Below are 26,071 nucleotides of genomic sequence, written 5' to 3' on the forward strand. Positions count from 1 at the left end.
TTCAATACATCCTCTCAGATATTATTTGTTCAACTGGAACATACCCTTCTGCATATCCAAAATAAGACGGACCAAAAATTTCTAAACCTTTATCGGTACGCATTCTTTCGTGTGCTGGAATTAGAATGATGGACCCCCGGTAACCGTATTTCATAATATCGGTTCTGATAGGTTCACCTGTTTCATTATCTAGAATAGCAATCAGATCAGGCGGCAAACACAATGTTTTTCCATCTACTTTTAAACGCAGCCATTCGTTTTGGAAATCTATTTCGGCAACTTTATTTTTATAATTTCCGATTCCTTCCATACGAATCCTTCCGGAAGAAAAACCTTTTGTTGCTTCTCCGCCAAAGTCTCTATTTATATCGACTATTTTTCCGTCAAAAACTCGAAAACTTTCTACATTTCTTGTCTCTTTTAATTTCTTTATCACTTTCTCGACCGGGTCGCCATGGTTTTCTCTTGCCTGCTTCACTGCGCGTCCAATTTCCCAAGCAATACTTTGAGAATATAAAATAGACTTTTCTTTGATTTCCTTTCCTGTTAAAGGATATGAGGCCTTCCAAGAAATGCCTCCATAGGCCATGGCGGCACTTCTGGCAATACTTTCTGCCCTTATATTATCTTCTTGGGTATCGATAATGGTCATATTCCCTCTATCATCTACTGATACTGCAGGGGAAGCATGGCTTCCGTTCGCTACCCATGATGTTTGATGCAACTCTGGAAAGGCTCTATTCATTCCGTCCACATCAACAACCGGAATGCCAAGCTCTCCCGCAATCGCATAAGCAACCGTGGAATTGACCCCACCGCATTCAAAAGGCACAACAACCTCCAGCTCTTTATTAATATATTTGGATAATTGCTTAAATGCTTTCTCAAGTACATTTTGAGATGGCGGTTTTTCAGTAAGTACAATTGGTGCACCTAAACATCCGACACTTGCTCCGACAACATCATCAGGTAAATCTTCCGGATTAATTAAAACAATGTCTTTTCCTTTCTCTAATGTCCCCAGAGTCCAAAGGAGCCCGATTTCCGGATCTCCACCACCGCCAGTAGCCAGAATAGAGGCTCCCAATGTGATTTCCTCGATTGCTTCCTTATCGATTACTCGATAATTTTCAATCCCCCAACGTTCTAAAGTTTTATATACACTCATTCAAATAACCTCCCTTTCTGAATCCGACTCTCAGTTGAATATTTTCCCTTTAACTCTTACTCTGATTTTTTGCCTTTTACCGGGCATATAAGCGAATGGAATTTCTTCAATGTCAATTACTTCCGCAGTCTCTTTCAAACCGCCAGCACTTTCCAAATTGTTTTTAGCCATTTCAATAACATGGTTGATTGCTTCCTCGCGATCCTCTATCTCCAAATCAGCCACGCTTTCAGCGTACGCCCCTATCTCCGCAATAGTCGCTCCAACAGCACCACATACTTCAAAATGATTCGGATTGATTATTTCAGTTGTTCCTTCCACCCCTTCTTTAGGCATCGTCGTTGCTCCTCCACCAACGATAAGTGCCGGAATATCCTCTGGGGTTGTTTTCATTTGGTCAATTGTGATTTCTAACAGTTCTTTTATTTTTTCTGTTGAATGATCAACAAGCTCTGTTGAAAGTTCTTTAATTTTTTCTGGATGTGTTACAAAGTTGGTGTCAAAGATATCCAATTTTTCGTTCAAGCCACCCCTGGCAACCGCAATATCATGAACTGTTAAGATAGGACCGCCAAACGACTTTCCAAGTTTTACAAGATTATATCCTGTACTTTCCGGCCCTATTGCTAAAACTTCTGTTCCTTTATTTTTAATGATTGTTCCACCACCTAAAGCAATGGAAAGGAGATCTGGACAGCGGATATTCGTTTTTACTCCACCGATTGATACTGTTATAGCGGACTCTCTTGGGAATCCGTCAACGATATAGCCCACATCTGTAGAAGTCCCGCCAACGTCTACGACAACGCCATCTTTAATACCAGATAAATAAACGGCTCCCCTTACACTTGCAGCTGGGCCAGATGCAACAGTAAAAATGGGGTAATCGATCGCAAAGTCCGAAGACATTACGCTGCCATCATTTTGAACAACAAAAAGCGGCGCATTAATTCCTCTCCTTTCTGTGGCATTTTTTAACGCATTAATTGAGCGTTGCATGACTGAAATAACGGATGCATTAAGGATTGTAGAGTTTTCCCTTTCTAATATGGAAATAGTAGAAATGTTTTGAGACAAGGTGATATGAATATCTCCGAGCTCTTCTCTAATGATTTCAGATGCTTTATTTTCATGATCAGGAATCATGGGAGAAAATACTCCTGTAATAGCAATCGAATCAACTGTTCCTATTAACCTTTGACAAGCGTTTCGAATCGCTTGCTCATCTAGCGGAACAATATCCCTCCCATCATACTCTGAACCTCCTCTTATGATGAATACGTTTTCATTTCCTCCAATTGCTTCAATTAAATCTTCTGGCCATCCTGTCAGTGGTGGAATAGCAGTTGTTGCAGGTGCAGCCAACCTAAATATGCCTACTTTGTTCAAATTTTTACGTTCGATAATAGCATTTGTTGTATGGGTCGTTCCGAAAGAAATCATACCAATTTCGATAGGCTCGACTTTACTGTCTTCTAATAAATCGTCCAGAGCATTAATAATGCCTGTTGTGACATCCTCCGTAGTTAATGTTTTTGTTTTTGCTAATATTTCTTGGCCCTTAACAATCACACCATCTGTAAATGTTCCGCCCACATCAAAGCCGATTCTTACATCTTTTTCCATTCAATTCATTCCTTTCTTAAATGATGAAATTAAAACAGCTATTTTTGGTTCCTTAAGCCAATTGCTGTTCAAAACCCCCTTTTTCAACAACAAATTCTATATTTATTATCTGTGATGAGACTACCTAATCATATATAAGCCATTAACAAAGGTTTTCCGCTTTGTTGTAAACGTTCTACAAATTTATTAAATTCCTATCCTTCCAAGATGAGCTGCGTTGAAAAAAATCTTGGGAAAGTCTATTCCCCAAGATTTTTATTAGTTTTATATGGCAATTAGCATGTTAAGGCTTTGTTTAAGCTCTTGATTTCGTCTGCTTTTTTCCCTCTACATCATTTATTTATCATTCTTCGTTTTTTTAATAGAATCTATCATTATTTCTTCTCTTAAAATCAATGGCTGTTCTCCAAACACGCGCAAAATTTTCCCAGGCAATTCCCTTTAAATCTGAATTAGAGAAACCTCGTTTTTTCATCTCACTAATCAGATTTGGAACATCTTCCGCTCCATTTAACCCGGGATTACCCGGTAATTCTCCTCCAATGCTTTCCAAGTCTTCATCATTCATATAATCTATAAAATCAAAACCAAAACTGAGATGTCTCGTTCCCACCAGATCCGCAATATAAACTGCGTGATCTATAAAACGGTCAACCCCAGGTCTGTCGGGGTCCACAAATGCCGAAAAGGCATTTAATCCAATCACTCCATCTCGTTCAGCAATGGCTTTTATCTGATCATCGTTCAAATTTCGCGGAATATTACAGACCGAGCGGGCATTTGAATGAGAAGCAAATACTCCCGGGCCAGGATATGCGTCAAGGGCGTCCCAGAAAGACTTGTCATTTAAATGGGACAAATCAAGCATAACGCCCATTTTCGCCATATTTTTAAGTAATAAACGGCCTTTAGAAGTAATACCACGAACTTCGCCTTCACTTGGCCCATCAAGTCCTGTTAACCAAAATCCTTTTCTAGACTTTGACAGCTTTCTAGCCTCTGAATAATCATATCCAGGATATCCGCTAGCGAATCCATTCGCTTCATTCCAGGTTAAAAGTCCGGAAGTTAAGCCAGCATTACATAATGCTAAAAATAAAGTTTCATCTTCTTCCAGTGCAGCCATACCTTCAATAGTCAATAAAATTGCAAGCTTCCCTGCCTCTATTGCCCCTTGAGCATCTTCCGGGGTTTTAACGAGCACTAAACTTTCCGTAGATTCACTCAACTCAGCAGTTAATGCTTGAATCATTTCCCTTGTTCTTTCGGCTGCACGGTGTGCCTGGTCCAACTCAATCCATATAGTGAGCCCAAGTGCATTAATGCCCGCTATTTGGAGAATCGGCAAATGTCTTTTTTCTATTACTTGGCGTTCTCCTTTGGACCTTCTCCTCATTACATCCAATAAAATATCACTATGCAAATCTATAAAATACATTTTATTACCACCAATCTTTTTGGCCGAAGCTTTGCTTTCGCAAATATGGATTTGCGAAAAAGTTTAGCCGTTCCTTTTTAAGTAGCGCACTTTTATTTTAATGAAGCTTCACGACAGGATATATGTTTTTTATTACAAAAAATTAAATGTATTATGTAATCCATTAACAAATGCGGGAAATGATGCAATATATATGAAGCAGCTTAAGTGAAGAAAAGAGGGAATTTTTGAGGCTAAAAATATACAAACATTTCGGTCTCTAAATGGCCAGCATCAAAAAATCTGGTTATTGGGCAGAGAACCCCTTTGCTCTACCCAAATGAATTTTTTACTTCTTTTCTACTTGTCGTTTTACCTATATTTGTTTTGAATATTGGGACAATAGCTTTAATGCAAAATAAATATTAAATCTTTTAGATGGATCAGTAAATATACTCTCATCTCCAAATATTTCTTTAATTTTTTGAATTCTATATCTAACTGTGTTCGGATGGACATATAAATTTTCAGCCGTATCTTTATAATTTAAATTATGATCAATAAATCTTTCTAAGGTGATTAGCAGTTCATATTGCTGGCTCGATTCCAGCGCTAATATTGGATGCAATATTTTTTCATAGTATTTTATTAAATAATCATCTTTTTCATAATTTGTGAAAATTTGCAAAAATCCAATGTCATCAAAACTAGTAATTTTTTTCTTATGTTTTTTACCATATTCTATCGCAGCTAATGATTCTTTAAACAACATGTACAAGTTATCCGTTTCTGAAGAGCTTAAACCTATACAACAGTTCATGAACGAAAAATGATTCCTCATGATGTCGACTAATTTTTGAGTAAGTTCATGTTTATAATGTTTCGTCCCAGATGAAATAAACACAACGAGATAATCCTTATACCAGGATGAAAAGTCGCTTTTTGGCAAATATAGTTCAATATATTTAGTAATCCGCATTTTAAGATTCTTCACATACTTCATATGGTCTATTTTATTATCAACTTGTTCAAAGGTGACATCCATCACAATAATTACTGATTTATCACTTATTTTTAAATCAAGTTTTTCATAAAGCATTTCCGCTTGTTTTAAGTTATTTTTTTCAAAAAGTTCCCGATTGGCGGAAGCTTCCATTCTTGTTTTTTCTTCATAGGAGTTGGAGTTGTCTTTATCTATAGATAGCGCTTCCACAGTTGTTTTTAATAATTCGTAAGAAAAAAATTGATTGGAGTCTAATAAGATAAAGATGACGGATCTAAGATAATTGTTATTCGTGATTGGTTCTGCTATTATTTTTGTGAAATTACCGCTCTCTGCTATCTCTATAATGATTCTGTTGCCATTTATAAAAAGTTTAAATACATCCTCTTGATTAACAAATGCTGTAAAATGGCTACTTTTAAATAATTGTAATAACCTCGAGGATCTGCTCAAATGGTCAACGGTAACCGGACTCATACTTACATCTGTGAGAAGCATTTCGACATTAGATAGTTTTTGTATTCTATAGAGAGCATCTTTGAGGTGTATGTTGTGTGATAAATATTGAAAGTATATTTTATTTATTTCCTTCAGTACATCAATTCCACTATTTTGCTCTTTTAATTCCAGCTTAAAAATCAACTCAATGATTTCAGCATAAGTAACATTAGGAAATACTTGGAAAATAGGAAAATTAAAGCGCTTTGCATAAAGAATTGTTTCTTCAAAAATTTGATATTTCTTATGATTATTACCCGGGTGAAATGCGAGGCAAGCAACATTACCGTTAATTAGTTTTTCTAGAAGTGAAATTTGAAGCTCCTTTGTGTTAAAATTTTGCAATGTCGTAAGTGCTAGTTCATCACCTTTTAACCATGAACTAAACTCTTTTAATTCTATAACAGATACCTTTTTAATCACTCTCTCACATTTTGCAGGAACGAAAACTGCTTGGAAAATGGAGTCAATTTGCGAAATTTTTTCTACACTTACACCTTTGTTTATAACATTTAATTGTTCATGTTGAATATCCCGATCCCCAACAACCCTGTAAGTAATTTTCAACAAGACCATCCCCCTTTTAGTTCTCCGCAAAAAATCGTATATAATCCAGGCTGATTTTCTAGAAAAATCTTTTGTCGCAAATTGTATGAAAAAATAATTTTTAACAATCCAATTGGACCTTGGGGACCTTATAAACATATTTTAACACAATCAAAATATGTCTATTAAATGTACATTTTGCATATTCATATCAGATTTTAGAATTCGCTCAGATGCGCCCCATAGCTTCATTTCCTGATTAACCATTAGACTATCATACCCTTAGAGTTGTTCTGCTTATTGTACATTCAAAGTACGGTAGAAATTAAAATATAACAGCAGTCTTTACAATGCAGCGCTGGAAAAATGAGATAAAGCTTGATTGACGCCAATATGTTCACGTGTTTCTTAAACCCGAACATTATACTCCTTAATTTTTTTGTAGAGGGTCACTCTCGAAATGCCTAGCTTTTTGGCTGCAGCACTTTTGTTGCCGTAAGTTTCTATGAGCGCCTCTTCTATTCTTTCTTTTTCTAAAAGCGCCTTTTCTTGAAGGAGTCTCTCGGGCTTTTCTTCCTTCGGCAGTTCTTTCTTTGTACCGATTGGAAATATATGAATAAGATCTTCTGCTGAAACTGTTTCTTTATCAGTAAATATCATCATTCGTTCTACTACATTTTTTAATTCTCTAACATTACCGGGCCAGTGATAACTCATAAACATCGTCATGGCACTTTCTGAAAGAGATGGTTCTGTTTTATCATACTTGGCAGCAAACTCCTGAATAAAATTTCTCACTAAGATGGGAATGTCTTCAATCCTCTCCCTAAGCGGGGGAATTTTCAATGTTACCACATTGAGACGGTAGTATAAATCCTCACGAAACGTACCTTGTTTAACCATACTCATGAGATCACTATTAGTGGCTGCCACAACCCGAATATCTACCTTGATCGGTTCATTTCCCCCAACGCGATAAACCTCTCTTTCTTGTAAGACCCTTAATAGCTTTACTTGCATATCGAGAGGCAGCATGCCGATTTCATCTAAAAATAAAGTACCGCCGTCTGCCATTTCCACTTTTCCAGCTTTACCTTTTTTAGAAGCACCTGTGAAAGATCCTTTTTCGTAGCCAAAGAACTCACTTTCGAACAACGCCTCTGGTATAGCACCGCAATTGACCGGAATAAAAGGTTGCTCTTTTCTCAAACTCGCTTCATGAATACCTTGGGAAAATAACTCTTTCCCAACACCGCTTTCTCCTTGAATTAAAACGGTCGCATCTGTTTTAGCCACCTTAAGGGTCAGTTCTTTCGTTTGCCTTATAGCGGTACTATTGCCTTTAATATCGGATAAAGGTCCAATTTTTCCTTGTACATTATATTGTTGTTTTAATTTTTGTAATTGTGTAGTCTTCAATGTTAGCTTCTCGTTTAATTTCACAATACTAGTAATATCCTGGTCTATCGAAATAGCCCCGATCAGGTTCCCGGTTTCATCAAAAATAGGAGATGAACTTATTAATACATGTTTATCCGGGCGAGGCTGATGATAGGCATTAAAAACGGGTTTTTTTGTTTCCAAGATTTCTAGAACTTTTAAATCCTCTTTATTAAAAAACTCACTAATTTTTTTTCCTTTTATTTCTTTAAATGGGATACTGTAAATGAATTCAGCCTGCTTACTCCAATACATTACTTCTCCTAATGCATTCACAATTGTGACCGCATCCGGGCTTATTTTAATAAGCGTTCTTATGTAGTGGATTAAATAATCATGTGACATGTGACTCATGATGATCCCCCTGTAAAGTTGTTAATTTTATGTTAACACCAATTTTACATTTTTGTAAACTTATATTACAATTCTATCATACTGCATAATGAAAGCCTTATCATATAACCTTTGGAATGCCTTTTTTGTTGGCATGGTATTTGCGTATATAACTCTATGAACTATTAGTAGGAGGTTCTGAAGAGATGGTTGATAAATATGGCTTCATTGAAACAGTTGACGCACACACGATGGGAGAAGCCGCTAGAATTATAGTTGGAGGCATTCCAGTGATTAATGGTCAAACGATGATGGAGAAGAAACAGTATGTGCAAGCAGAGATGGATCATCTCCGCAAGCTTCTGATGCATGAGCCAAGAGGGCATTTAAACATGTTTGGCGCTATTTTAACCGAACCTTGCGAAGAAAAATGTGATCTTGGCGTCTTGTTTATGGATAGTGGCGGCTACTTAAATATGTGCGGCCACGGAACCATCGCCGCCATAACGGTGGCCATACAAACCGGTCGCCTTGAAAAAAAAGATAAAGTGCTGCTCAATACGCCTTCAGGAATGGTAGAGTGTTTCGTCACATACGAAAACGACAAAGTGAAGGAAGTTTCCTTTGTAAACGTACCGGCCTTCTTACTTGAAAAAGATATAAAAATTCTAGTAAAAGACGAGGGCTGGGTCACAGTAGATATTGCTTTTGGAGGCAGCTTTTTCGCTATCGTTGGGGCAAAGCAGTTTGACCTTCATTTGGATATTGAGGAACAGGATAGAATTACTGCTCTTGGAATGGCCATCAAAGATGCCGCTAATGAGCAATTGACCATTTCCCACCCAGAAATACCTGAAATTAACACTGTAGATCTTGTCGAATTTAGTTTGCAACTAGGAGCGAATCATTATAAGAATACTGTGGTTTTTGGGGAAGGACAAATCGACCGATCACCTTGCGGAACAGGAACATGTGCAAAACTGGCAACCCTCGATTTAAAGCGAGGAGAGCAAATCATTCAGGAAAGCATCATTGGGTCCCAATTTAAAGGAACCGTAGTGGACTTCACTAAAGTGAAGAACTATGAAGCGATTATTCCTAAAATCACCGGTTCTGCATGGATTACAGGATTTCATAAATTTTCGCTGGAAGCCACCGACCCTTATACTGAAGGCTTCTTATTGAAATAATAGAACTCTAAAAGTATCGGTTGGAAAAGTGAAAATAAGTGAATACGATCATTGTCTCCACAACAAGTTTTACATGTACAAGTGGCAATGCTCTCCTCCATCATAGACCCAACTGGAAAGATGAAGAAGAAGCGTGGATAGCCGTTTTTATACTATTCTCTTTTACAAAAATGGAATAAACAAAAGCGGAATGGCTAAAGGCCTTTCCACTCAAAGAACTAGATGCAAACGTGTTTAGCAGTGATTGCAATCGTTTTCAACAAAGGCACACATGACAACCAATAGAGGAAGGGGAAAAAGAATGGAAAATAAATTGCCTTTTTCACAAATACTTGCCATTGGATTAATGCTTTTCGCTATGTTTTTAGGAGCCGGAAACGTTATTTTTGCGCCGATGGTAGGCCAACAAGCTGGTACAAACACTTGGATTGCAATGGGCGGATTTTTAATCACAGGGGTTGGCTTAGTGCTGCTCGCAATTATTGGGTTAACCCGAGGTGGGGGAACAATTGAAAAGTTAGCCGGAAGAGTTCACCCTACTTTTGCAGTCGTATATTCAGTTTTGTTGTTTTTAACGCTTGGACCAATATATGTAATTCCACGAACAACGTCTGTTGTTTATGAAATTGCGATTAACCCATTAACAGCAGCAACATCAAACATGAATATTTACCTATTTATTTTTTCAGTGATATTTATCGTTTTAACGATTTGGCTCTCATGGAACACAACAAAATTTGTTGATCGCCTAGGAAAAATCATCACACCGATTTTCGTGATCTTATTAATTGTTTTAATTGGAAAGTCGATCATTACACCGATGGGAAGCTTTGGAGACCCTCAAGCGGAATATATAAGAGGCGCTTTCTTAAAAGGATTTACCCAAGGTTACTATACGATGGACGTACTGGCTGCTTTCGTATTTGGCGGTATCTTCATTAAATCAATTAGTGCACTAGGGATCAAATCTGAAAAAGCAGTGTCAAGCCTATTTATTAAGGCCGGTATCATCACAATCATCGGACTAGTTGCTTTGCAAGTTTCCATGGCTTGGATTGGAGCTTCGAGTGTTGACTCTATCGGATTTAAAGAAAATGGAGGAGAAATCCTCGCCCAAAGTGCCCTTACTTTATTCGGCAAATCTGGCATCTTTATGATCGGAACCGTTATCTTCTTAACAGGCATCACAACGAATGTAGCTTGTTTAGCAGCGGTTTCTGAGTACTTTGAGAGGATTATTCCGTCAGTCTCTTATAAAAAATGGCTAATCATCTTTTCCATTTTGGGACTGATCATCACAAACTTTGGATTGAATACCATTTTAACGTTGGCCTCCCCAATCTTATTGCTGCTTTACCCTTTGGCGATTGCCTTGATTGTCTTGATCTTTACTAACAACTTGTTCCAAGGCCACAGATCTGTTTATGTCGGAACAATGATTGGAACAGGTGTTGTCGCCATCCTTGATGCCATTAAAGATGCAGGCATTGCCCCAGAGGCCATTAACAATACTTTTGACTTCATCCCATTGTTCGAAAATGGCGCCGGCTGGATTATTACCGGATTCATAGGATTTTTAATTGGATTAATTGTAGCGAAAGCAAGAAAAGAACCTTCTACATTGCTTACAATGACTGGCCAGGGAGTGCAGGAGTCAGAGTAGACTATTATATAGTCAAAGGTTGGGGGTAGAGGAGGAAAATCTCTCCTCTACCTCAACATACCCTTAAAACCCGATTTTTAGCGAGTATCAGCGCCGTACCTTTGTAAACTGCACATGAAGGTTGTATCTGAATCCGTCCTAATGTTGTTGCCGAATATTTTATAGTGTAGTTGATTTTGTTGATAAGCATGAAGCTACTTGCCCTTGACCACCGTGCCACTTCTTAGTGGATCGTGGACTAGGGGAATTTTCTACACTTGTAAAGACAATAAAAAGACAAATTCAGGAAGGAGGGTTTATCTTAAAAAAATGATCTTGACAAAGGGATACATTACATTCCCTGCCGCAAATTAAAAAACGGCCGGATTTACTGAACTGATTAATCTAGTCTCTCTATCAAGCGAATTTTCCCATTTATGAGGAATGGTTGAAGGAAAATGAATGGCATCCCCCTTTTTTAACAAGTATTTTTTTTCATTAATATAAATAAGAACCTCACCTTCCAATACATAATAAAACTCTTCTCCTGGATGCTGAACCAATTCTGGGTCTTTATGCTTTGGGTCTAAGGCAACAATAAAAGCATCAATTTTTCTGTCAGGGAAATGGCTGCTTAATCGTATTAGAGTCGAATCTGAACTGCTTATTCGAAAAGGCTTTTGTTCCTTTTTATAAACCGCATAGTTTAAATCGCTATCATCTTCAAAAAATATACCATTGGCACTTCTAAAGCATCTGCTATTTTCTTCAATGAGGTAATGGCCAATGAAGTTGTTCCTCTTTCAACTTGCGAAAGGAAACTGACAGAAAGGCCAGTTGCAGTACCGAATTCTTTTAAGGTAGCCTCCTCTCTTTTCTTAGTTGATCAATCTTCATAAAAATGTCCTCCATCAATATCCTCTCTCCTCTTTTTACAGTATAGATTAAATTAGTTGTAAAAAACTGAATTAATCAACCCTTTTTTCTTTTTAAAATTATCTTTTATTTAAAACGATCGATTAGGAAAGGCAGCCTTAATGGCTGCCCATTTCCTTGCTCAAATAAAATGATCGTTATTTCACCTTCACCCACACACTCTTCACTTCAGTATATTCATTGAGGGCATAGCTTCCCAGTTCCCGGCCAATCCCCGATTGTTTATAGCCGCCAAATGGAGCGCCTTCCATTTCCAAGCCGTAGTCGTTAATCCAGACAGTGCCAGCCTCGAGACGGCTTGCCACATAATGGGCTGTTTGAATATTTTCCGACCAAATCCCCGCGGCCAGGCCATAATTGCTGTCGTTTGCCCTGCGGATGACCTCTTCCACTGTGTCAAACGGCATGACAACAACGACCGGGCCGAAAATTTCTTCCCTGGCGATGACCATATCATCAGTCACATCGGCAAAAATAGTCGGCTGCATAAAATAGCCTTTATCAAATGCCCGCTTTCCGCCTGCAACAATTTTGGCTCCTTCTTCCTCTCCCTTTTGAATATAGCCAAGGACGCGCTCTAATTGCTTCTTGGAAATGAGCGGCCCCATTTCCGTTTTCTCATCGAGACCGTTGCCCAAAACAAGTTGGTTCGCTTTTTCTGCAAGAGCATTCAAAACTTTGTCGTACAATGAACGCTGCACATAGACACGTGAACCTGCGCTACAGTTTTGTCCGTGATTGTACATGATCCCTTGGAAGGCTCCTTCAATCGCTTCTTCCAAATTGGCATCTTCAAAAATGATGTTTGGCGATTTGCCCCCAAGTTCCAGGGTGACATGTTTGATTTGATCCGCCGCTTTTTTCATGATGTTTTTACCCGTAACTGTCGATCCGGTAAATGCCACTTTATTGATCTTTGGATGTGTAACAATTGCTTCACCAGCTACTGGGCCAAATCCCGGAACGATATTGACCACGCCGTCAGGAAAGCCTGCTTCTTTAAAAAGTTTAGCTGCATAAAGAAGCGAAAGAGGCGTTTGTTCGGCAGGCTTGATCACCACGGTACAACCCGTTGCAAGTGCCGCTCCCATTTTCCATGATGCCATGGCCAATGGAAAATTCCACGGGATAATTTGCCCCACAACCCCTACCGGTTCGTGAACCGTATAATTTAAATATTGTTTGGAAATGGGGATTGTTTGTCCATACAACTTCGTTGCCCATCCGGCATAATAGCGGAAATGGTTCACTGTTCCATCGACATCGTCTTCCAGCGCACATTGATAAGGTTTTCCGTTATCAAGCGTTTCAAGCTGGGCAAGCTCCTCCCTGTTTTCTGCCAGCAAATCAGCAAATTTATAAATGAGGTGAGATCGTTCTGCTGTCGTCAATTCCGACCACGGACCTTTATGAAAGGCCTTATGGGCCGCTTCAACCGCCAGGTTAATATCGTCAGGCTGCGCTTCACTGATGGTTGCGAGTGCTTCCTCTGTTGCCGGATTGATCGTTTCAAATGTTTTCCCGCTTGTTGAAGGCGTAAATTCTCCATTAATATATAGACCAATCGGCCCACTTAAAAATTCCTTTACTTTCGGTTTCAGTTCAATTTGGGAAATAAGCATTTTCCTTCCTCCTTCACTTGACTAGATATGAGAAATCTCGGTTACATTCGCCATAATCGCTTTCAACTTCTCTTTCTCCTCCGGCGTCAATCCCAGCCTCGGATAACGGGACGGACCTCCGGCCTGGCCATTTAGTTCCATGGCCCGCTTGACGATTTGCACATATTTCCCTGACCCTTCCAGAAATTTGCAGAGCGGGAGAATGCGGTCGTTGATGTCCCACGCTTTGTCAATCTCGCCTTTTTGAAAATGGTTAAACATGTCTGTTACAAGCTTCGGTACGATGTTGCCGGCCACGGATACCCAGCCTGTAGCTCCGACGAAATACGATTCCATGACAAGCTCCTCGGCCCCGCAAAACACTTCAATGTCGCCTTTTCCTTCACGTGCCAGGTCCCTTGCTTTCTGGATATCCCCGCTCGATTCTTTGACATGTGTAATGTTCTCGCAATCTCTCCCAAGTCTAAGCATCAGCTCTGTGCCCATGTCAATTCCCGACAGGCCGGGATTGTTATACAGCATGATTGGGAGGTTCGTTTCTTTGGCTACTTCTTTAAAATGAAAATAAATTTCTTCTTCCTTTGGTTTACAGTAGTATGGATTGATAATAAGGGCTGCTTCCGCGCCGTTCGCTTCCGCCTGCTTCGTGTATTCGATCGTTTCTTTCGTCGTTTCGGACGCTGTTCCAACCATTACCGGGATTCGTCCGTTCACTTCTTTGACCACCGTTTCAACCATCCTGAATTTTTCATCCTTCGTCAGGCTGACGAACTCCCCTGTGCTACCGTTGATGATAATTCCGGCGACACCCTGCTCGATAAAATAATTTACATTGTTCTTGACGCCCTCCCAATCAATCTCCTGATTTTCATTCATCGGGGTAATTAAAACCGGAAAAGCTCCTCTGATTTTTGACATGCTTTTTTCCTCCCATTTATATATTATGTCTGTCAATCTGTTGATCTGTCTCTTTTGCTCACTGAGTATTCCGTATACCAATGAACTTGTTGCTGTTAACCATAAAGTCCCGTTTTCCATTCAATGAACCTGCAATCATTTACCGAAGCCGAAGCGTTGACATCAATAAATGGTACGGATAGCTTCAGGTGCATGATTTGTTAAATCGCTTTCATTTTTATCCGAGTGAACTCTTTTTACCGGGAGAACGTTCTTCACGACTTTTTTCCTCCCAAAAATCAGCACCGCTAATGCCGGCTGTAATGGGATCGAAAACTGGATCTTTACCCGCTTTTTTCTGAGTTTCATAATCTTTTAATACCTTTAAAGTCGGTTTAGTAAGCAGCACAATTGCTAACAGACTGAGCCATGCCATTGAGCCAAATCCGATATCGCCAAGAGCCCACATCATGGATGATGATTTAACGCTGCCGACAAAGATCATGAGGAGCATGACAACTTTTAGAATTGTTTTCAGCCAAGGCAAATCCCGCTTGCCGCTCAAATACACCAACGTCGTTTCGGCAATATAGTAATAAGCCATTAATGTTGTAAAAGCAAAGAAGAAAATGGCAATGGAGACAAATCCGGGGCCGAACCCAGGCAATGCCGTTTCTATTGCCATCTGAGTATAGACCGGACCAGGTTCAACATTTGCCAGCGGCTGGACAATAGGGGCTTTTCCTTCCGGTGTAACGTTATACATCCCGGTTGCCAATATCATTAAAGCGGTTGCCGTACAAACCACAATGGTATCGATGTAGACAGAAAAAGCCTGTACCAATCCCTGTTTGGCAGGATGCGTTATTTCGGCAGCAGCGGAACTATAGGTTGCCTCACCGCAGCCGGCAACATTAGAAAAAATTGCACGCCTTACACCCCAGGCAATTGCTGTTCCCACAATCCCTCCAAAAATTTGATTAGATCCGAATGCACTGGTGAAAATCAGGGAAAACATAGCCGGAACTTTGTCATAATTCATCCCCAAAACAATAAAAGTAACTGCAACATAACCTAAAGCCATAAATGGAACAACGGTTTGTGATACACTCGCGATGCGTTTTACGCCTCCGAAAATAACAGCTCCGAGCAGGATAACCAAGAATATTCCTGTAACAGTCTTGCTTAAACCAAACGCGTTTTCCAATCCCGCCGCAATATTATTTGCCTGTACCCCAGGTGTTAAAAATCCGTAGGATATCGTTACAACTACGGCCATGATGGCGGCAAACCACTTAAGCTTCAATCCTTTTTCAATAAAATACGGAGTTCCTCCGCGGTATTCATCTCCAACTTTAGTCTTGTATACTTGAGCAAGCGTTGATTCAATAAAGGCACTTGCTCCGCCCAGCAAAGCCATGATCCACATCCAAAAAACAGCTCCGGGGCCGCCGTAGGCAATAGCGGTAGCAACGCCGGCGATATTTCCTACCCCTATTCGGCCTGATAAAGCCAAGCAAAACGCCTGAAAAGAAGAAATCCCATTCTCGGAACTTTTACCCTCAAACAGCAGCTTGATCATTTCCTTAAAGTACCGGATTTGTACGAACCGCGTCATAATGGTGAAAAATAACCCCGCACCAAGTGCTAAAACAACAAGACCGGTACCCCATACTTGATCAACCAGCCAATTAATCATTTCTTCCATATGTGAGTCTCCCTTCCTATCACAAATGGGTCATTTACTTAATCAAGAAGCCTTTCGGCAAAGGATCCGTCGGGTCAAGCACGAATGTTTGCAAACCGGTAATAAATCCTCTTGCTTCTAAATTGAACTGATACTTTCCACCTTTTTGTTCCGCCCTGGCTTCGAGAAAACTTCCAAAAATGCTTTCATTTTTAATGGCCTCGTCGGGTTTAAGATCCCCTTTTGACAATAGGCTTGCCAAGCAAGCTGCCGTAGGACCGAAACCCGGTGAACGGATGATCCAGCCGTCCTTCCGGAATGTAATGGTTTTGAGTCGCCCTTGCTGAATGGAGCAATCATCCATAAGGATTACTCCTTGAATTTCCGGATTTGGTTTTAGCGCCTGCAAAGTGCTTTGCCCCCATTCTTTTAACGCCGAAAGCTCTTTTAGCTCAATGACGGCAGTCACATCGCTTTTATGAAACAATGCATATCTCTGATCTGCCTGAACTACTGTATATGCCAAATGATTGAGGGGTGCATCAGCCTGAATCAAAGTACAGCCTCCAAGTTTCAGCCCGACCGATACAACCTGTTCTTTCTCCATGACGGCCGCTGCCGAAAGGATGCCTTGAACGGTTTCTATCAAATATTCTCCGGACTCTTTCTCCTTTAATTGGCCGTTTTCAAGCAAGGCAGTCAGAACGGCAACGATTCCGCCATAATGATCAGAAACAGTTCCCTCTTGGCTGAAAAAGATGGCGGCTATATCTGCTTCTTTACTTACAGGCGGGACAACAAGACAGCCGGTGATCCCTGCAAACCCACGCGGCTCTTTGACAAGCAGTGAAATTTCTTCCGAAAAGGCGGCCGGAAGCTTTTCCTCCAATTCTTGCAGACTCCTATAATGAACGAGAGGCACATCATGGATGATCCGAAAAACTTCGCCCGCTACGTGCACGTCTGTCGTGCTGTATATTTTTTGCAGCTTCATGTCACATCCTCCGTTTCCTGCTCCATCGGCGGAATGAGAAGAAACCCTTCCCTGAGCGGATCTTCCTCGTTGTAAAAAAAACGGTGCATTCCCATTAGCCAGGCCGATCCCGATATGTTTGTCACAACCGCCTCCACACCTTCGACCTTCGTTTCATGCAGTACGCGCCCTTTAAATAACGTACCGACGATACTCTCATGGACAAATTTGTCCCCGATTTTTATCTCGCCATTCCCATATAGAACAGCCAACTTCGCTGAAGTCCCCGTCCCGCACGGTGAACGGTCGATTCCGCCCGGCGGTACAACGACCGTGTTTTTCACGTCCGCCTTTTTATGCGTAGGATCCGTGAAAAATTCCACATGGGTAAGCCCCGTGATAAACGGATATTGCGGGTGGACGACTTCCGTTGTTTCATTGATGGCATTTCTGATTTTGATCGCCTTGGCAATAATGTCGGAGGCGTTTTCAGGAACCAAGTCAAGCCCGACCGATTTTGCATGGATAATCGCGTAAAAGTTCCCGCCATATGCAATATCCGCCTGCACTTCGCCGATACCTTCGACATCAACGTTAACGCTTTTCAACAAAAATGACGGCACATTGTTAAAAGAAACTTCCACCGCCTTCCCGTTTTCTACAAGGATATCTACTTCCACCAATCCGGCCGGCGTATCCAGTTTCAAGGATGTGACAGGCTCCTTTGCCGTGATGATTCCTGACTCAATCAGAGCTGTACAGACACCGATCGTATCATGTCCGCACATCGGCAAATACCCGCCCGTTTCTATATAAATCACTCCGATATCCGCATCGGGATCGCACGGCTCCGTCAAGAGAACACCGGACATGACATCATGCCCCCTTGGTTCATTCATGAGGAGCTTGCGGATCCAGTCATATTCATTTTTCATGTACAGCATCTTCTCCGACATCGTCTTTCCTTTTAATTCGGGAAGTCCGCTGATGAGCGTTCTTGTCGGATTTCCTCCCGTATGTGTATCAATCGTTGTAAACACCTTTTGTGCCTTCAAATGCTGGCCACCTCTTTCTTGAAACGGTTATAGCTGAGAGGAGTGATGGGTATGGAGGTCTCTTTTTCATTAATCATTTCTTCGACCACTTTCCCGGTAACAGCAGCCAGGCTGATTCCGTCCCCCTCATGCCCTGCTGCTATATAAAAATGAGGAATTTCATCAACCCGCGACACGATGGGCAAATGATCTTCCGTGTACGGCCTGAGGCCTGCATAAGAACGAATCATCATCATATCCGCCATTTTCGGGTAAAAGCGAATGGCCCTGCGCGCAATGCATTGAATCACTTCTTGCCTCACCTTCGTGTTGAAACCAACAAATTCCCGGCTGCTCCCGATTAAAAAATTTTGGCTTTCCGTTGGTTCAAAGACGAGAGCCACCCCGTATTTTTCCGTCAACGGATCGACCCGGCGTTCGCCGCCAAACTTTGAAATTAAATAGCCAAACTCCATCACTTTTCTGGAACCGACATAGTCCTGTCTGGAGGCAACGATAATATGTCCTTTCCTCGGCTTGATTGGAATCGACAGACCGAGCATTTCTCCAATTTTTGGGGCCCACACACCAGCAGCATTCACGACATGGTTCGCTGTAAACAGTCCGTTCGATGTATCGACGGAGAACATCCCGTTTTCTTCCTTTTTTACATCCATGACCTCTGTATGTTTCCAGGCCTCCGCCCCCTGCTTCATGGCCGCCTCCAACAATGCAAAAGCGAGCATGTATGGATTGACGGTTGAATCTGTGGCACATTCCAAGCCGCCAAGCAGATCATCCGCAAAATACTTGGACTCTTGCCGTATATCGCTTTGGTCCAGCATCCGAAACGGCAATCCCTCTGCTTTTTGGCGCTCTACCCATTGCTCAGCCGCTTCCATTTCCTCTTCCGATTCACAGACAAGGATGCTTCCGGGAGCCCGATATTCAAACGGGTAATCCAACTCGCACGATAAATCATCAACGAGCTGTTGGCTGACCAAAGACATCCGGCTGTCAAAACCCGGATCTTTATCAATGGCCAAAATATTTCCGTCACAGCGGGAAGATGTACCACTTACAAAATCTCCTTTTTCAACAATGGACACTTGCCGCCCGGATTTGGACACGTAATAGGCGATGGCGCAACCGATAATGCCCCCGCCGATCACCAACACGTCACAATGTTTCAAAGCTGTTCCTCCCTTCGGTGTGCCTTTATGAGTTGCAAATACCGTGCCAGATCGTTCCGCCCGCCCAATCAAAGCATCAACAATACTTTCAGAAAAATTTTAAAAACTTGAACATATTAGTGTATAATAATTTTTACACTGTAAAATTATTTATATAAAGGAGTGGAAACATGGATCTTTTGCTTCCAACAATCCGGGAAGTGCTGCACACGAATAGGCAAAACTCCGACATGGACTATATATTGGAAAGAAACGGCCAATTTTTCTACCGAAAAAACCCAATTGAAAAAGAGTGGCCATGCGAAACGGTATACGAGGACGACGCTTTCGTGACCTTGGCAAATTCCTTCAAAGAAACTTTCGTTACAGTGGTCCTTGATGCGAAGAACAGGCCGGCCGGCTATATTACTGCAGCTCATATGATTCAATTCCTTTACACTTCGTTTCAACATTTGAAAGCCTTTTACGAAACGGTCATTAATACGTCCGACTCTTCTGTAACGGCCATTGATGCCGAAGGTCGTGTAAAAACATGGACAAAGGGAGCGGAGGAGATTTTTTCCATTAAGGAAGAAGAGATTCTCGGACGGCCGATTACCGAATTCTTTGAACCTGATAAACTGGAAATCTTGCAGTCTCTTGAGAAAGGGAAAAGCATTAAAAACAAACAGCACCATCCCCGTTCCGACTTATTTGTACTGATTAATTCCAATCCCGTATATTACGAAGAGCAAATTATTGGGGCCGTCGTGTCGGAAACAGACGTCACAAGCCAAGTAGTATTGAACGAAAAATTGTTTAACATGTCCTCTGAAGTGCACCGCCTTGAGCAGGAGGTCGCCAAATACAGAAAAACGATCGATCCGTTCAGCACCATCAAAGGAAAAAGCAGTCTCCTTCAGAAAACGGTGGATTTGGCGCGAAAAGTCTGTGCTGTCAAGTCAACCGTATTGATTTTGGGAGAAAGCGGCGTCGGGAAAGAAGTGTTCGCCAAAGCAATTCATGAGGCAAGTGAAAAAGAAAATGCCCCGTTTATTTCGGTTAACTGCGGAGCCATACCGGATTCACTGTTTGAAAGCGAAATGTTCGGCTATGAGCGCGGGGCCTTTTCAGGCGCGAGCCAGAAAGGAAAAAAGGGGAAAATTGAACTGGCCAATGGGGGTACGTTATTCCTGGATGAAGTGGGAGATATGCCGCTCGACATGCAAGTCAAGCTGTTGCGGGTATTGCAGGAGCAAAAATTTTACCGGATTGGCGGGGAAAAGGAAATAGATATTGATTTCCGCATCATTGCCGCAACAAACCAAAATTTATTGGAACTTGTGAAAGTTGGAAATTTTCGCGATGATTTGTTTTACCGACTAAATGTTGTCAGTATCCAAATCCCTCCTCTGCGTGAAAGGAAAGAAGATATTATTGAACTGACAAATCATTTTTTAAAAGAATTGTCGATTCGCTACGATCGTCCGATCCAAAAATTTTCCCCGGAAGTGATGCATGCCCTGCTGCAATACGATTGGCCAGGGAACATTCGGGAACTGCGCAATGTCATTGAGCGGCTCGTTGTGTTTGCGACGGATGGCGTAATCAAAAAAGAATATTTGCCTTTCAATTCGGATTACTCCTCTCATGCCACGGCTCCCCAGCCTCCCAAATTGGAGGATCAAGAACAGGATGAAACCATTTTGCCGCTCCAGACCGAAATGGAAAACCATGAAAGAAAAGTACTGGAGCGTGCCTTAAAAATTGCAGACGGAAACAAAGCAGAGTGCGCCAAACAGCTTGGCATCACAAGGGCCACCCTGTATAACCGGCTGAAGCGCCTTGGTCTTGACTGAGCCGCCTCCTTTGCTGGTACAGTTTTTGCATTATAAATTGGCATAGACATCAAAAGGAGGCAAACATATGGATCGCAACAAGCACTTGGTTATTTGCCGATGTGAAGAAGTCACTTTCGGACAAATTCAAACAACTGTTGAAAAATATACATGCAGTGCAAGGGAATTAAAGCTCAGAACACGGGCGGGAATGGGGTTCTGCGGAGGCCGCACGTGCAGGGCAGCACTTGACCGGATTATTGAAGATGTGATGCCCGGCATCTCTGTTTCAGACATTCCGTTGAAATATCAACCGCCTGTCCGGCCGGTCACTTTTGGAACGGCAGGTGATCTTGATGACTAGAATCCTCGATCATCCCATTTTGGGAAATCTGAATCATAGAAAAAGCATTTCTTTTCAATTTGACGGAAAAACATACACCGCTTACGAAGATGAAACGGTCGCTGCCGCCCTTTTGGCCAACGGTATCCGCGAATTGCGCGTCCATGAAGAGAGTGGAACGCCGCGCGGCTTTTACTGTAATATTGGCCATTGCATGGAATGCCGTGTCACCGTCAACGGAAAGAAAAATCAGCGCGTCTGCCTGACCGTTGTGGAAAAAGATATGGTCGTTGAGAGTGGAAAACAGTATCCCAATATTATCAAAGGGATGGTGGCAAAAAAATGAGCGATGTCATTGTGATTGGCGCCGGGCCCGCCGGACTTGCAGGAGCCATTGCCTGTGCTGAACACGGCCTTCATGTAACTGTTATCGATGAATTTATGAAACCGGGAGGCCGGCTTCTCGGCCAGCTTCACGAAGAACAGCCCGGTCAATGGTGGAACGGAATCGAAGAAGCGAAACGGCTGCATGAAAGGGCAAAGCAATGGTCCGTCGATATTCGCTGCGGCGTCTCTGTCTTTGACTTGGAAAAAAAGAGCGGCCTTTGGAAAGTATACACAGATTCCGAAACGTTTCAAGCCCCTTTTGTCTTAATTGCAACCGGGGCAGCCGAATTTCCAATCCCCATTCCCGGTTGGACATTGCCGGGTGTAATGTCCATTGGAGCCGCCCAAGTAATGACCAATGTCCACCGGGTTCAGGTGGGTAAAAAGGGCATTATCATTGGAGCAAACATATTGTCCTTTGCCATCTTGAACGAGCTGCAGTTGGCCGGTATTCATGTAGACCGGATGGTGCTTCCGGAAAAAAATGCACTCAGCAAAACAGCCGGCGTACCAGAAGACGTCATAAAGTCTCTTCTCCACGCCTCCCATTTGGCTCCGTCCCGGTTTTTGCGGCTCGGAAGCCGCTTCATGAAAATGGGCTGTTTCCGCCAGTTAGCTCTCCAATTTTATCCAAAAAAAGGTATGAAAATAAACGGTACACCGCTCCAACTCCGGAAGGCGGCTGTTGAAATCGTCGGAAAAACAAAAGTGGAAGGAGTCCGGACTGTCAACATCGATTCCCGGGGAAATATCGTGTCAAATTCCGAGACAGAATATGAAGCGGATTTCGTTTGCATTGCCGGCGGCTTATATCCCCTTGCTGAACTCGCCGCTGTCGCCGGCTGTCCGTTTCGGTACATCCCGGAATTGGGAGGGCATGTCCCTGTTCATTCAGAAACGATGGAAACACCGATTGAAGGCCTGTTTGTGGCAGGCAACATTACAGGGATCGAGAGCGGAAAAATTGCCATGGCGCAAGGAACGACGGCTGGGCTCTCAATTGCTAAGTATGCTGCAACATCATCTGCAAAGATTGATCGAAAATTAAAAGAGGCAGTGCGATATGTGCGGGACACCAGACAGGAAGCTGCCATTCAATTTTTTCCGGACATCGAAAGTGGAAGAGACACCATGAAAAATGCTTGGAAAGAGATTACGACCGAAAATACAGCAAAAAGTAAGATAGTATAAAGCTATTGGGAGGTCCTGCTGGAAAAAGCAGTTCAGCATGTAAAAGAAATCAGGTAGTCAATCTCCTTTCAATTCCACCTGGACATTCAAGATGGAAGAAACAAACTAGAAGAGTTGTGGAAACAGGTCTCTACAGAAAAAACAAAAACCCGAAAAACCGGATAAAAAAATCAGGACGAAAAGGTCCTGATTTTTTAATGATAATGGGGTATTTTATCCCAAACGTATTAATTCAGTTGGAAATGTAGTCAAAACCTCCGCTTCTCCATTTTCATCGATATAAACATTTTCCTCGATACGAACCCCTCCTAAATTCGAAATATAAATTCCAGGTTCTATCGTAAACAGCAATCCACTTTCAATTAACCCTTGATTATTTTCATGGATAGATGGCTCTTCATGTGCTTCAATTCCAAGCCCGTGCCCAACGCGGTGATTAAAATATTTCCCAAATCCTGCTTCCGAAATGACACGTCTGGCAGCTGAATCAACATCCCCCAACGGGATTCTCGCCTTGGCTGTTCCAACCGCCTGCTTGACTGCTTCTTGAACTGTTTCGTAGATTTCTTTTTGTTTTTGGTTTTCTTCACCAATCATAAAAGTTCGGGTAATATCTGAACAATATCCATCCAACACCACACCCATATCAATCAGCAGGAAATCACCGTGGATTATTTTGCGGTTTCCGGGAGACCCATGAGGCAATGCAGATTTTTCTCCTGACAGAACCGTCGTTGAAAAAGAGGGGCCCTCTGCTCCAAATTTTTTCATTAAGTATTCAAACTCGGCGGTCAATTCCATCTCTGTCATACCTATCTTAAAGTTTTCAATCCCCTCTCTTAATACCTGCTCAATCACTTCGACAGCCCGTTTAACCTTCTTGGACTCTTCTTTTGATTTCCTCATTCTTTGATCAGAAATAACAGCGCCTATATTTTTGTATTGAAATCCCGGAAAACAGCGATTTAATTGTTCAAGCTGATAAATGGATGCCGTCTGGGTTTCCAAACCAACCCGGCTAATTTGGCTTCCCACTGTATCTTTCAGTTTTTCATATGGATTCATCCCATCGGAAACGGAGATGATTTCCTGCACTGAAGATTGTTGCTTTGCAGCCTCTTTGTCAAGGGATGGAACAAATAAATATTCTTTTTTATTGATTAAATCTATCGCTAAAGCCATGAATCTCTCATGAGGATTAGAGTCAAACCCAGTATAGTAAAACACACTTTTGGGAGAAATTATGAGAGCCATATCTATGTTTTCTTTCTCCAAATAGGTTTTGAGATATTCGATCCTTTTCGTATATTCCATAAGTGAACCACTCCCTTAGACCTTCATTATGGTAGTATCTTAATAACAAAATCTTATTTGCCTATTTCTGTTGGATGCTCAAATTGATCCCTTGTACGGGTAGAAAATTCAGTGAATTTATCAGGTGCCAAAGATGCTTTTATCTTCATTGCAATATAGTAGACAATACCTGATAAAATTAAGGACTGGACAGCAGGCAAACCCATTGGCTTGACATACTGGGTCACATATCCAATTGCCGTACCTGCAACCATTGCTATGGTAGCCATCCAATTCCAGCCGTCGATATCTTTCCATTTTTGATTTCTGATAAAAAAGAAATCCGTCATCATGACGCCCGCTATGGCCGGATAAATTAAAGCGGTCATTAACAAAAAGTCTGTAAAGTAATCGAGAATTCCCAAGAGTGCAATAATTGTTGCGATAATTGTCCCAATGAGTGTCAGGATTGCACGCCCTTTTCCGGAATTGATATTCATAATGTTGGAAAGCGCAAGCCCCATGCTATAATTATTGACTAATTGGCTGGTCCATGTTGCAAACCACAATATAAAAAATCCCCAAAATGGAAAGCCGAGATTCTGCATGACGACTACAATGTCAGCTTCTCCTACACCAACGGACATCACTGCCCCTACATAAAACAGCGGAAAACCAACTGCTACAATACCCAAAGGGATTAAGAAATTGTCTTTTATAGTCGGCTTGGCATAACGTGTATAGTCTGAAGAGATTACCCATTGAGATACATTTGCACCGATTACTAAGGAAATTCCAGCCAGCAATGTCATTGTAGGTTCGGGGTTCCAAGAAGAAATTGTCTCCCAACCTGTATTTCTCAAAGCGAAGTAAATTCCAAACCCAATCAATAACAATCCCGCTGGAACTGCAAAATAATCCGTCCATTTCATGGAGCTATATCCAATAATTGACGGTATTGCAAATAAAAAGCCACAAACTATAGTGACCAACGCCCAAGCGCCCCATTGTGTTTCGTAATCAATTCCGAGCATGACCGAAATGGCATTGCCGGCAACTGCAGTCTGTAGAGCCCACCAGCCCATTGAAACAATAAAAATCGTCATGCCAACTATCAAGCGTGCTTGAGTGGATCCAAAGCTTGTACGGGCAATGACCGAGGAAGACCGTCCAGTTTTAGCCCCGATATATCCCTGTAAAAAGTTTCCTGCCCATTGGATTATCACCAGGCCTATTACTAATATCCAGAAAATCTTTCCAAGTCCAAAGCTACCCGCCAAAGCTGCCCCTATCATTAATACTGGTATCGTAAACTCAAGGCCTCCAAATATCATTGCCGGGGTCAGCCAATGCTGCCGGGCGCTTTCAGGTATAGCCGACAAGGCTTCGTCTTTCATCATACTCCCTTTTGTTTGATCATTCATGTTAAATCCCCCTTTTATATTCAGAAGGGACAGATACTCCAATTATTGAGATGATATTTATCTGTCCCTTGTATGCTCATTACTCCTTGATCAAACACCAGACTATTTCACATGGTTCATCTGAATTATTTAGTGCCCAATGTGCCTCATTGGCAGGTATCAAAGTTGCTTGGCCAGCCTTAACCTGAAAGGGCTTGCCGCCGCTTTGCCCTTCTATCGCGCCCTTAATAATAAAAGAATACTCATCCTCTAAATGCAAAGACATGCCTTCTAGGGGAACTCTTTCACCTGGAGGAATGGTTACAAATCCAAATTGAATTTCAGCATGACTCTCTTTTCTATGAAAAAATGTTTCTAGAATAGTCCCCTTTAGATGGTTATCCAACTTCCTATCTACAATTTCCACTTATT

Annotated in this window: 21 protein-coding genes and 1 pseudogene; 6 read left to right on the forward strand and 16 right to left on the reverse strand. The window is 41.7% G+C overall.

All coding sequences use genetic code 11. From position 1 onward, the window contains the following. Position 1 precedes the first annotated feature (1 nt). From AB1L08_RS05740 to AB1L08_RS05760, 5 genes are all read right to left on the reverse strand, one after another. Positions 2-1,168, reverse strand: coding sequence for an S-methyl thiohydantoin desulfurase family protein (locus AB1L08_RS05740; protein ID WP_413063708.1), 1,167 nt, complete (start codon positions 1,166-1,168; stop codon positions 2-4). A 30-nt stretch (positions 1,169-1,198) separates the two neighbouring features. Continuing rightward, entirely contained in the window at positions 1,199-2,794 is a 1,596-nt protein-coding gene (locus AB1L08_RS05745; RefSeq protein WP_413063709.1) for a hydantoinase/oxoprolinase N-terminal domain-containing protein, read from the reverse strand. Positions 2,795-3,152: 358 nt separating this feature from the next. Next, entirely contained in the window at positions 3,153-4,232 is a 1,080-nt protein-coding gene (locus tag AB1L08_RS05750) for a dipeptidase (RefSeq protein ID WP_413063710.1), read from the reverse strand. Between the two features lie 355 nt (positions 4,233-4,587). Beyond that, positions 4,588-6,279: a PucR family transcriptional regulator gene (locus AB1L08_RS05755; protein WP_413063711.1), complete on the reverse strand. Its 1,692-nt coding sequence runs from the start codon at positions 6,277-6,279 to the stop codon at positions 4,588-4,590. Between the two features lie 387 nt (positions 6,280-6,666). Next, complete coding sequence (locus AB1L08_RS05760) at positions 6,667-8,052, reverse strand: sigma-54 interaction domain-containing protein (protein WP_413063712.1); 1,386 nt, start codon at positions 8,050-8,052, stop codon at positions 6,667-6,669. A 185-nt stretch (positions 8,053-8,237) separates the two neighbouring features. On the opposite strand from AB1L08_RS05760, the gene AB1L08_RS05765 reads away from it, so the two are divergent. Both AB1L08_RS05765 and brnQ read left to right on the forward strand, forming a co-directional pair. Continuing rightward, positions 8,238-9,221 carry a proline racemase family protein gene (locus AB1L08_RS05765; RefSeq protein ID WP_413063713.1) on the forward strand — a complete coding sequence of 328 codons (984 nt, stop codon included), beginning with the start codon at positions 8,238-8,240 and terminating at the stop codon, positions 9,219-9,221. A gap of 301 nt (positions 9,222-9,522) precedes the next feature. Beyond that, the gene (gene brnQ, locus AB1L08_RS05770) at positions 9,523-10,884 is read left to right on the forward strand and encodes a branched-chain amino acid transport system II carrier protein (protein ID WP_413063714.1); all 1,362 of its coding nucleotides are present in this window, start codon (positions 9,523-9,525) and stop codon (positions 10,882-10,884) included. Between the two features lie 350 nt (positions 10,885-11,234). On the opposite strand, the gene AB1L08_RS05775 is transcribed toward brnQ, so the two are convergent. The 8 genes and pseudogenes from AB1L08_RS05775 to AB1L08_RS05810 all read right to left on the reverse strand — a co-directional run bounded on the left by AB1L08_RS05775 (position 11,235) and on the right by AB1L08_RS05810 (position 19,205). Next, positions 11,235-11,426, reverse strand: coding sequence for a cupin domain-containing protein (locus AB1L08_RS05775; RefSeq protein ID WP_413063715.1), 192 nt, complete (start codon positions 11,424-11,426; stop codon positions 11,235-11,237). Positions 11,427-11,569: 143 nt separating this feature from the next. Then, positions 11,570-11,665: pseudogene (locus AB1L08_RS05780) on the reverse strand (DNA-binding protein); the annotation flags it as partial. Between the two features lie 271 nt (positions 11,666-11,936). Next, complete coding sequence (locus AB1L08_RS05785; protein ID WP_413063716.1) at positions 11,937-13,421, reverse strand: aldehyde dehydrogenase family protein; 1,485 nt, start codon at positions 13,419-13,421, stop codon at positions 11,937-11,939. Between the two features lie 21 nt (positions 13,422-13,442). Then, a complete protein-coding gene (gene dapA, locus AB1L08_RS05790) occupies positions 13,443-14,339 on the reverse strand; it encodes a 4-hydroxy-tetrahydrodipicolinate synthase (protein ID WP_413063717.1) in 897 nt (298 codons plus the stop codon). A gap of 217 nt (positions 14,340-14,556) precedes the next feature. After that, a complete protein-coding gene (locus AB1L08_RS05795; RefSeq protein ID WP_413063718.1) occupies positions 14,557-16,026 on the reverse strand; it encodes an alanine/glycine:cation symporter family protein in 1,470 nt (489 codons plus the stop codon). A 34-nt stretch (positions 16,027-16,060) separates the two neighbouring features. Then, positions 16,061-16,999 (reverse strand): proline racemase family protein, encoded by a 939-nt coding sequence (locus AB1L08_RS05800; RefSeq protein WP_413063719.1) that lies wholly within the window; start codon positions 16,997-16,999, stop codon positions 16,061-16,063. Beyond that, a complete protein-coding gene (locus AB1L08_RS05805; RefSeq protein WP_413063720.1) occupies positions 16,996-18,033 on the reverse strand; it encodes a 4-hydroxyproline epimerase in 1,038 nt (345 codons plus the stop codon). The genes AB1L08_RS05800 and AB1L08_RS05805 overlap by 4 nt, the downstream gene beginning before the upstream one ends. Beyond that, entirely contained in the window at positions 18,030-19,205 is a 1,176-nt protein-coding gene (locus tag AB1L08_RS05810; RefSeq protein ID WP_413063721.1) for an NAD(P)/FAD-dependent oxidoreductase, read from the reverse strand. Before AB1L08_RS05810 ends, AB1L08_RS05805 begins: the two co-directional genes overlap by 4 nt. A 170-nt stretch (positions 19,206-19,375) precedes the next feature. Between AB1L08_RS05810 and AB1L08_RS05815 the strand changes: the two genes are divergently transcribed. The 4 genes from AB1L08_RS05815 (at position 19,376) to AB1L08_RS05830 (ending at position 22,943) form a co-directional block, all read left to right on the forward strand. Continuing rightward, positions 19,376-21,043, forward strand: coding sequence for a sigma-54 interaction domain-containing protein (locus AB1L08_RS05815; RefSeq protein ID WP_413063722.1), 1,668 nt, complete (start codon positions 19,376-19,378; stop codon positions 21,041-21,043). Between the two features lie 67 nt (positions 21,044-21,110). After that, positions 21,111-21,386, forward strand: a complete 276-nt coding sequence (locus AB1L08_RS05820; RefSeq protein WP_413063723.1) for a (2Fe-2S)-binding protein — start codon at positions 21,111-21,113, stop codon at positions 21,384-21,386. Further along, positions 21,379-21,711 carry a (2Fe-2S)-binding protein gene (locus AB1L08_RS05825; protein ID WP_413063724.1) on the forward strand — a complete coding sequence of 111 codons (333 nt, stop codon included), beginning with the start codon at positions 21,379-21,381 and terminating at the stop codon, positions 21,709-21,711. Before AB1L08_RS05820 ends, AB1L08_RS05825 begins: the two co-directional genes overlap by 8 nt. Next, entirely contained in the window at positions 21,708-22,943 is a 1,236-nt protein-coding gene (locus AB1L08_RS05830) for an NAD(P)/FAD-dependent oxidoreductase (RefSeq protein WP_413063725.1), read from the forward strand. The genes AB1L08_RS05825 and AB1L08_RS05830 overlap by 4 nt, the downstream gene beginning before the upstream one ends. A 213-nt stretch (positions 22,944-23,156) precedes the next feature. Here the strand turns inward: AB1L08_RS05830 and AB1L08_RS05835 are convergent, their stop codons facing one another. The 3 genes from AB1L08_RS05835 to AB1L08_RS05845 all read right to left on the reverse strand — a co-directional run bounded on the left by AB1L08_RS05835 (position 23,157) and on the right by AB1L08_RS05845 (position 26,066). Continuing rightward, the gene (locus tag AB1L08_RS05835; RefSeq protein WP_413063726.1) at positions 23,157-24,257 is read right to left on the reverse strand and encodes an aminopeptidase P family protein; all 1,101 of its coding nucleotides are present in this window, start codon (positions 24,255-24,257) and stop codon (positions 23,157-23,159) included. Between the two features lie 53 nt (positions 24,258-24,310). Continuing rightward, positions 24,311-25,660 (reverse strand): purine-cytosine permease family protein, encoded by a 1,350-nt coding sequence (locus AB1L08_RS05840; protein WP_413063727.1) that lies wholly within the window; start codon positions 25,658-25,660, stop codon positions 24,311-24,313. Positions 25,661-25,739: 79 nt separating this feature from the next. Next, positions 25,740-26,066, reverse strand: a complete 327-nt coding sequence (locus AB1L08_RS05845; protein WP_413063728.1) for a cupin domain-containing protein — start codon at positions 26,064-26,066, stop codon at positions 25,740-25,742. Between the last annotated feature and the right edge of the window lie 5 nt (positions 26,067-26,071).

The organism is Siminovitchia jepli, from assembly GCF_047228825.1.
In the GTDB taxonomy this organism is placed as follows: domain Bacteria; phylum Bacillota; class Bacilli; order Bacillales; family Bacillaceae_C; genus Siminovitchia.

Excerpts from the sequence above, each read along its gene's own strand:
- brnQ (WP_413063714.1), top strand. The coding sequence starts at position 9,523 with ATGGAAAATAAATTGCCTTTTTCACAAATACTTGCCATTGGATTAATG.
- AB1L08_RS05830 (WP_413063725.1), top strand. The coding sequence starts at position 21,708 with ATGAGCGATGTCATTGTGATTGGCGCCGGGCCCGCCGGACTTGCAGGA.
- AB1L08_RS05800 (WP_413063719.1), bottom strand. The coding sequence starts at position 16,999 with ATGAAGCTGCAAAAAATATACAGCACGACAGACGTGCACGTAGCGGGC.
- AB1L08_RS05820 (WP_413063723.1), top strand. The coding sequence starts at position 21,111 with ATGGATCGCAACAAGCACTTGGTTATTTGCCGATGTGAAGAAGTCACT.
- AB1L08_RS05785 (WP_413063716.1), bottom strand. The coding sequence starts at position 13,421 with ATGCTTATTTCCCAAATTGAACTGAAACCGAAAGTAAAGGAATTTTTA.
- AB1L08_RS05740 (WP_413063708.1), bottom strand. The coding sequence starts at position 1,168 with ATGAGTGTATATAAAACTTTAGAACGTTGGGGGATTGAAAATTATCGA.
- AB1L08_RS05835 (WP_413063726.1), bottom strand. The coding sequence starts at position 24,257 with ATGGAATATACGAAAAGGATCGAATATCTCAAAACCTATTTGGAGAAA.
- AB1L08_RS05760 (WP_413063712.1), bottom strand. The coding sequence starts at position 8,052 with ATGAGTCACATGTCACATGATTATTTAATCCACTACATAAGAACGCTT.
- dapA (WP_413063717.1), bottom strand. The coding sequence starts at position 14,339 with ATGTCAAAAATCAGAGGAGCTTTTCCGGTTTTAATTACCCCGATGAAT.
- AB1L08_RS05825 (WP_413063724.1), top strand. The coding sequence starts at position 21,379 with ATGACTAGAATCCTCGATCATCCCATTTTGGGAAATCTGAATCATAGA.
- AB1L08_RS05745 (WP_413063709.1), bottom strand. The coding sequence starts at position 2,794 with ATGGAAAAAGATGTAAGAATCGGCTTTGATGTGGGCGGAACATTTACA.
- AB1L08_RS05765 (WP_413063713.1), top strand. The coding sequence starts at position 8,238 with ATGGTTGATAAATATGGCTTCATTGAAACAGTTGACGCACACACGATG.
- AB1L08_RS05750 (WP_413063710.1), bottom strand. The coding sequence starts at position 4,232 with ATGTATTTTATAGATTTGCATAGTGATATTTTATTGGATGTAATGAGG.
- AB1L08_RS05815 (WP_413063722.1), top strand. The coding sequence starts at position 19,376 with ATGGATCTTTTGCTTCCAACAATCCGGGAAGTGCTGCACACGAATAGG.
- AB1L08_RS05795 (WP_413063718.1), bottom strand. The coding sequence starts at position 16,026 with ATGGAAGAAATGATTAATTGGCTGGTTGATCAAGTATGGGGTACCGGT.
- AB1L08_RS05840 (WP_413063727.1), bottom strand. The coding sequence starts at position 25,660 with ATGAATGATCAAACAAAAGGGAGTATGATGAAAGACGAAGCCTTGTCG.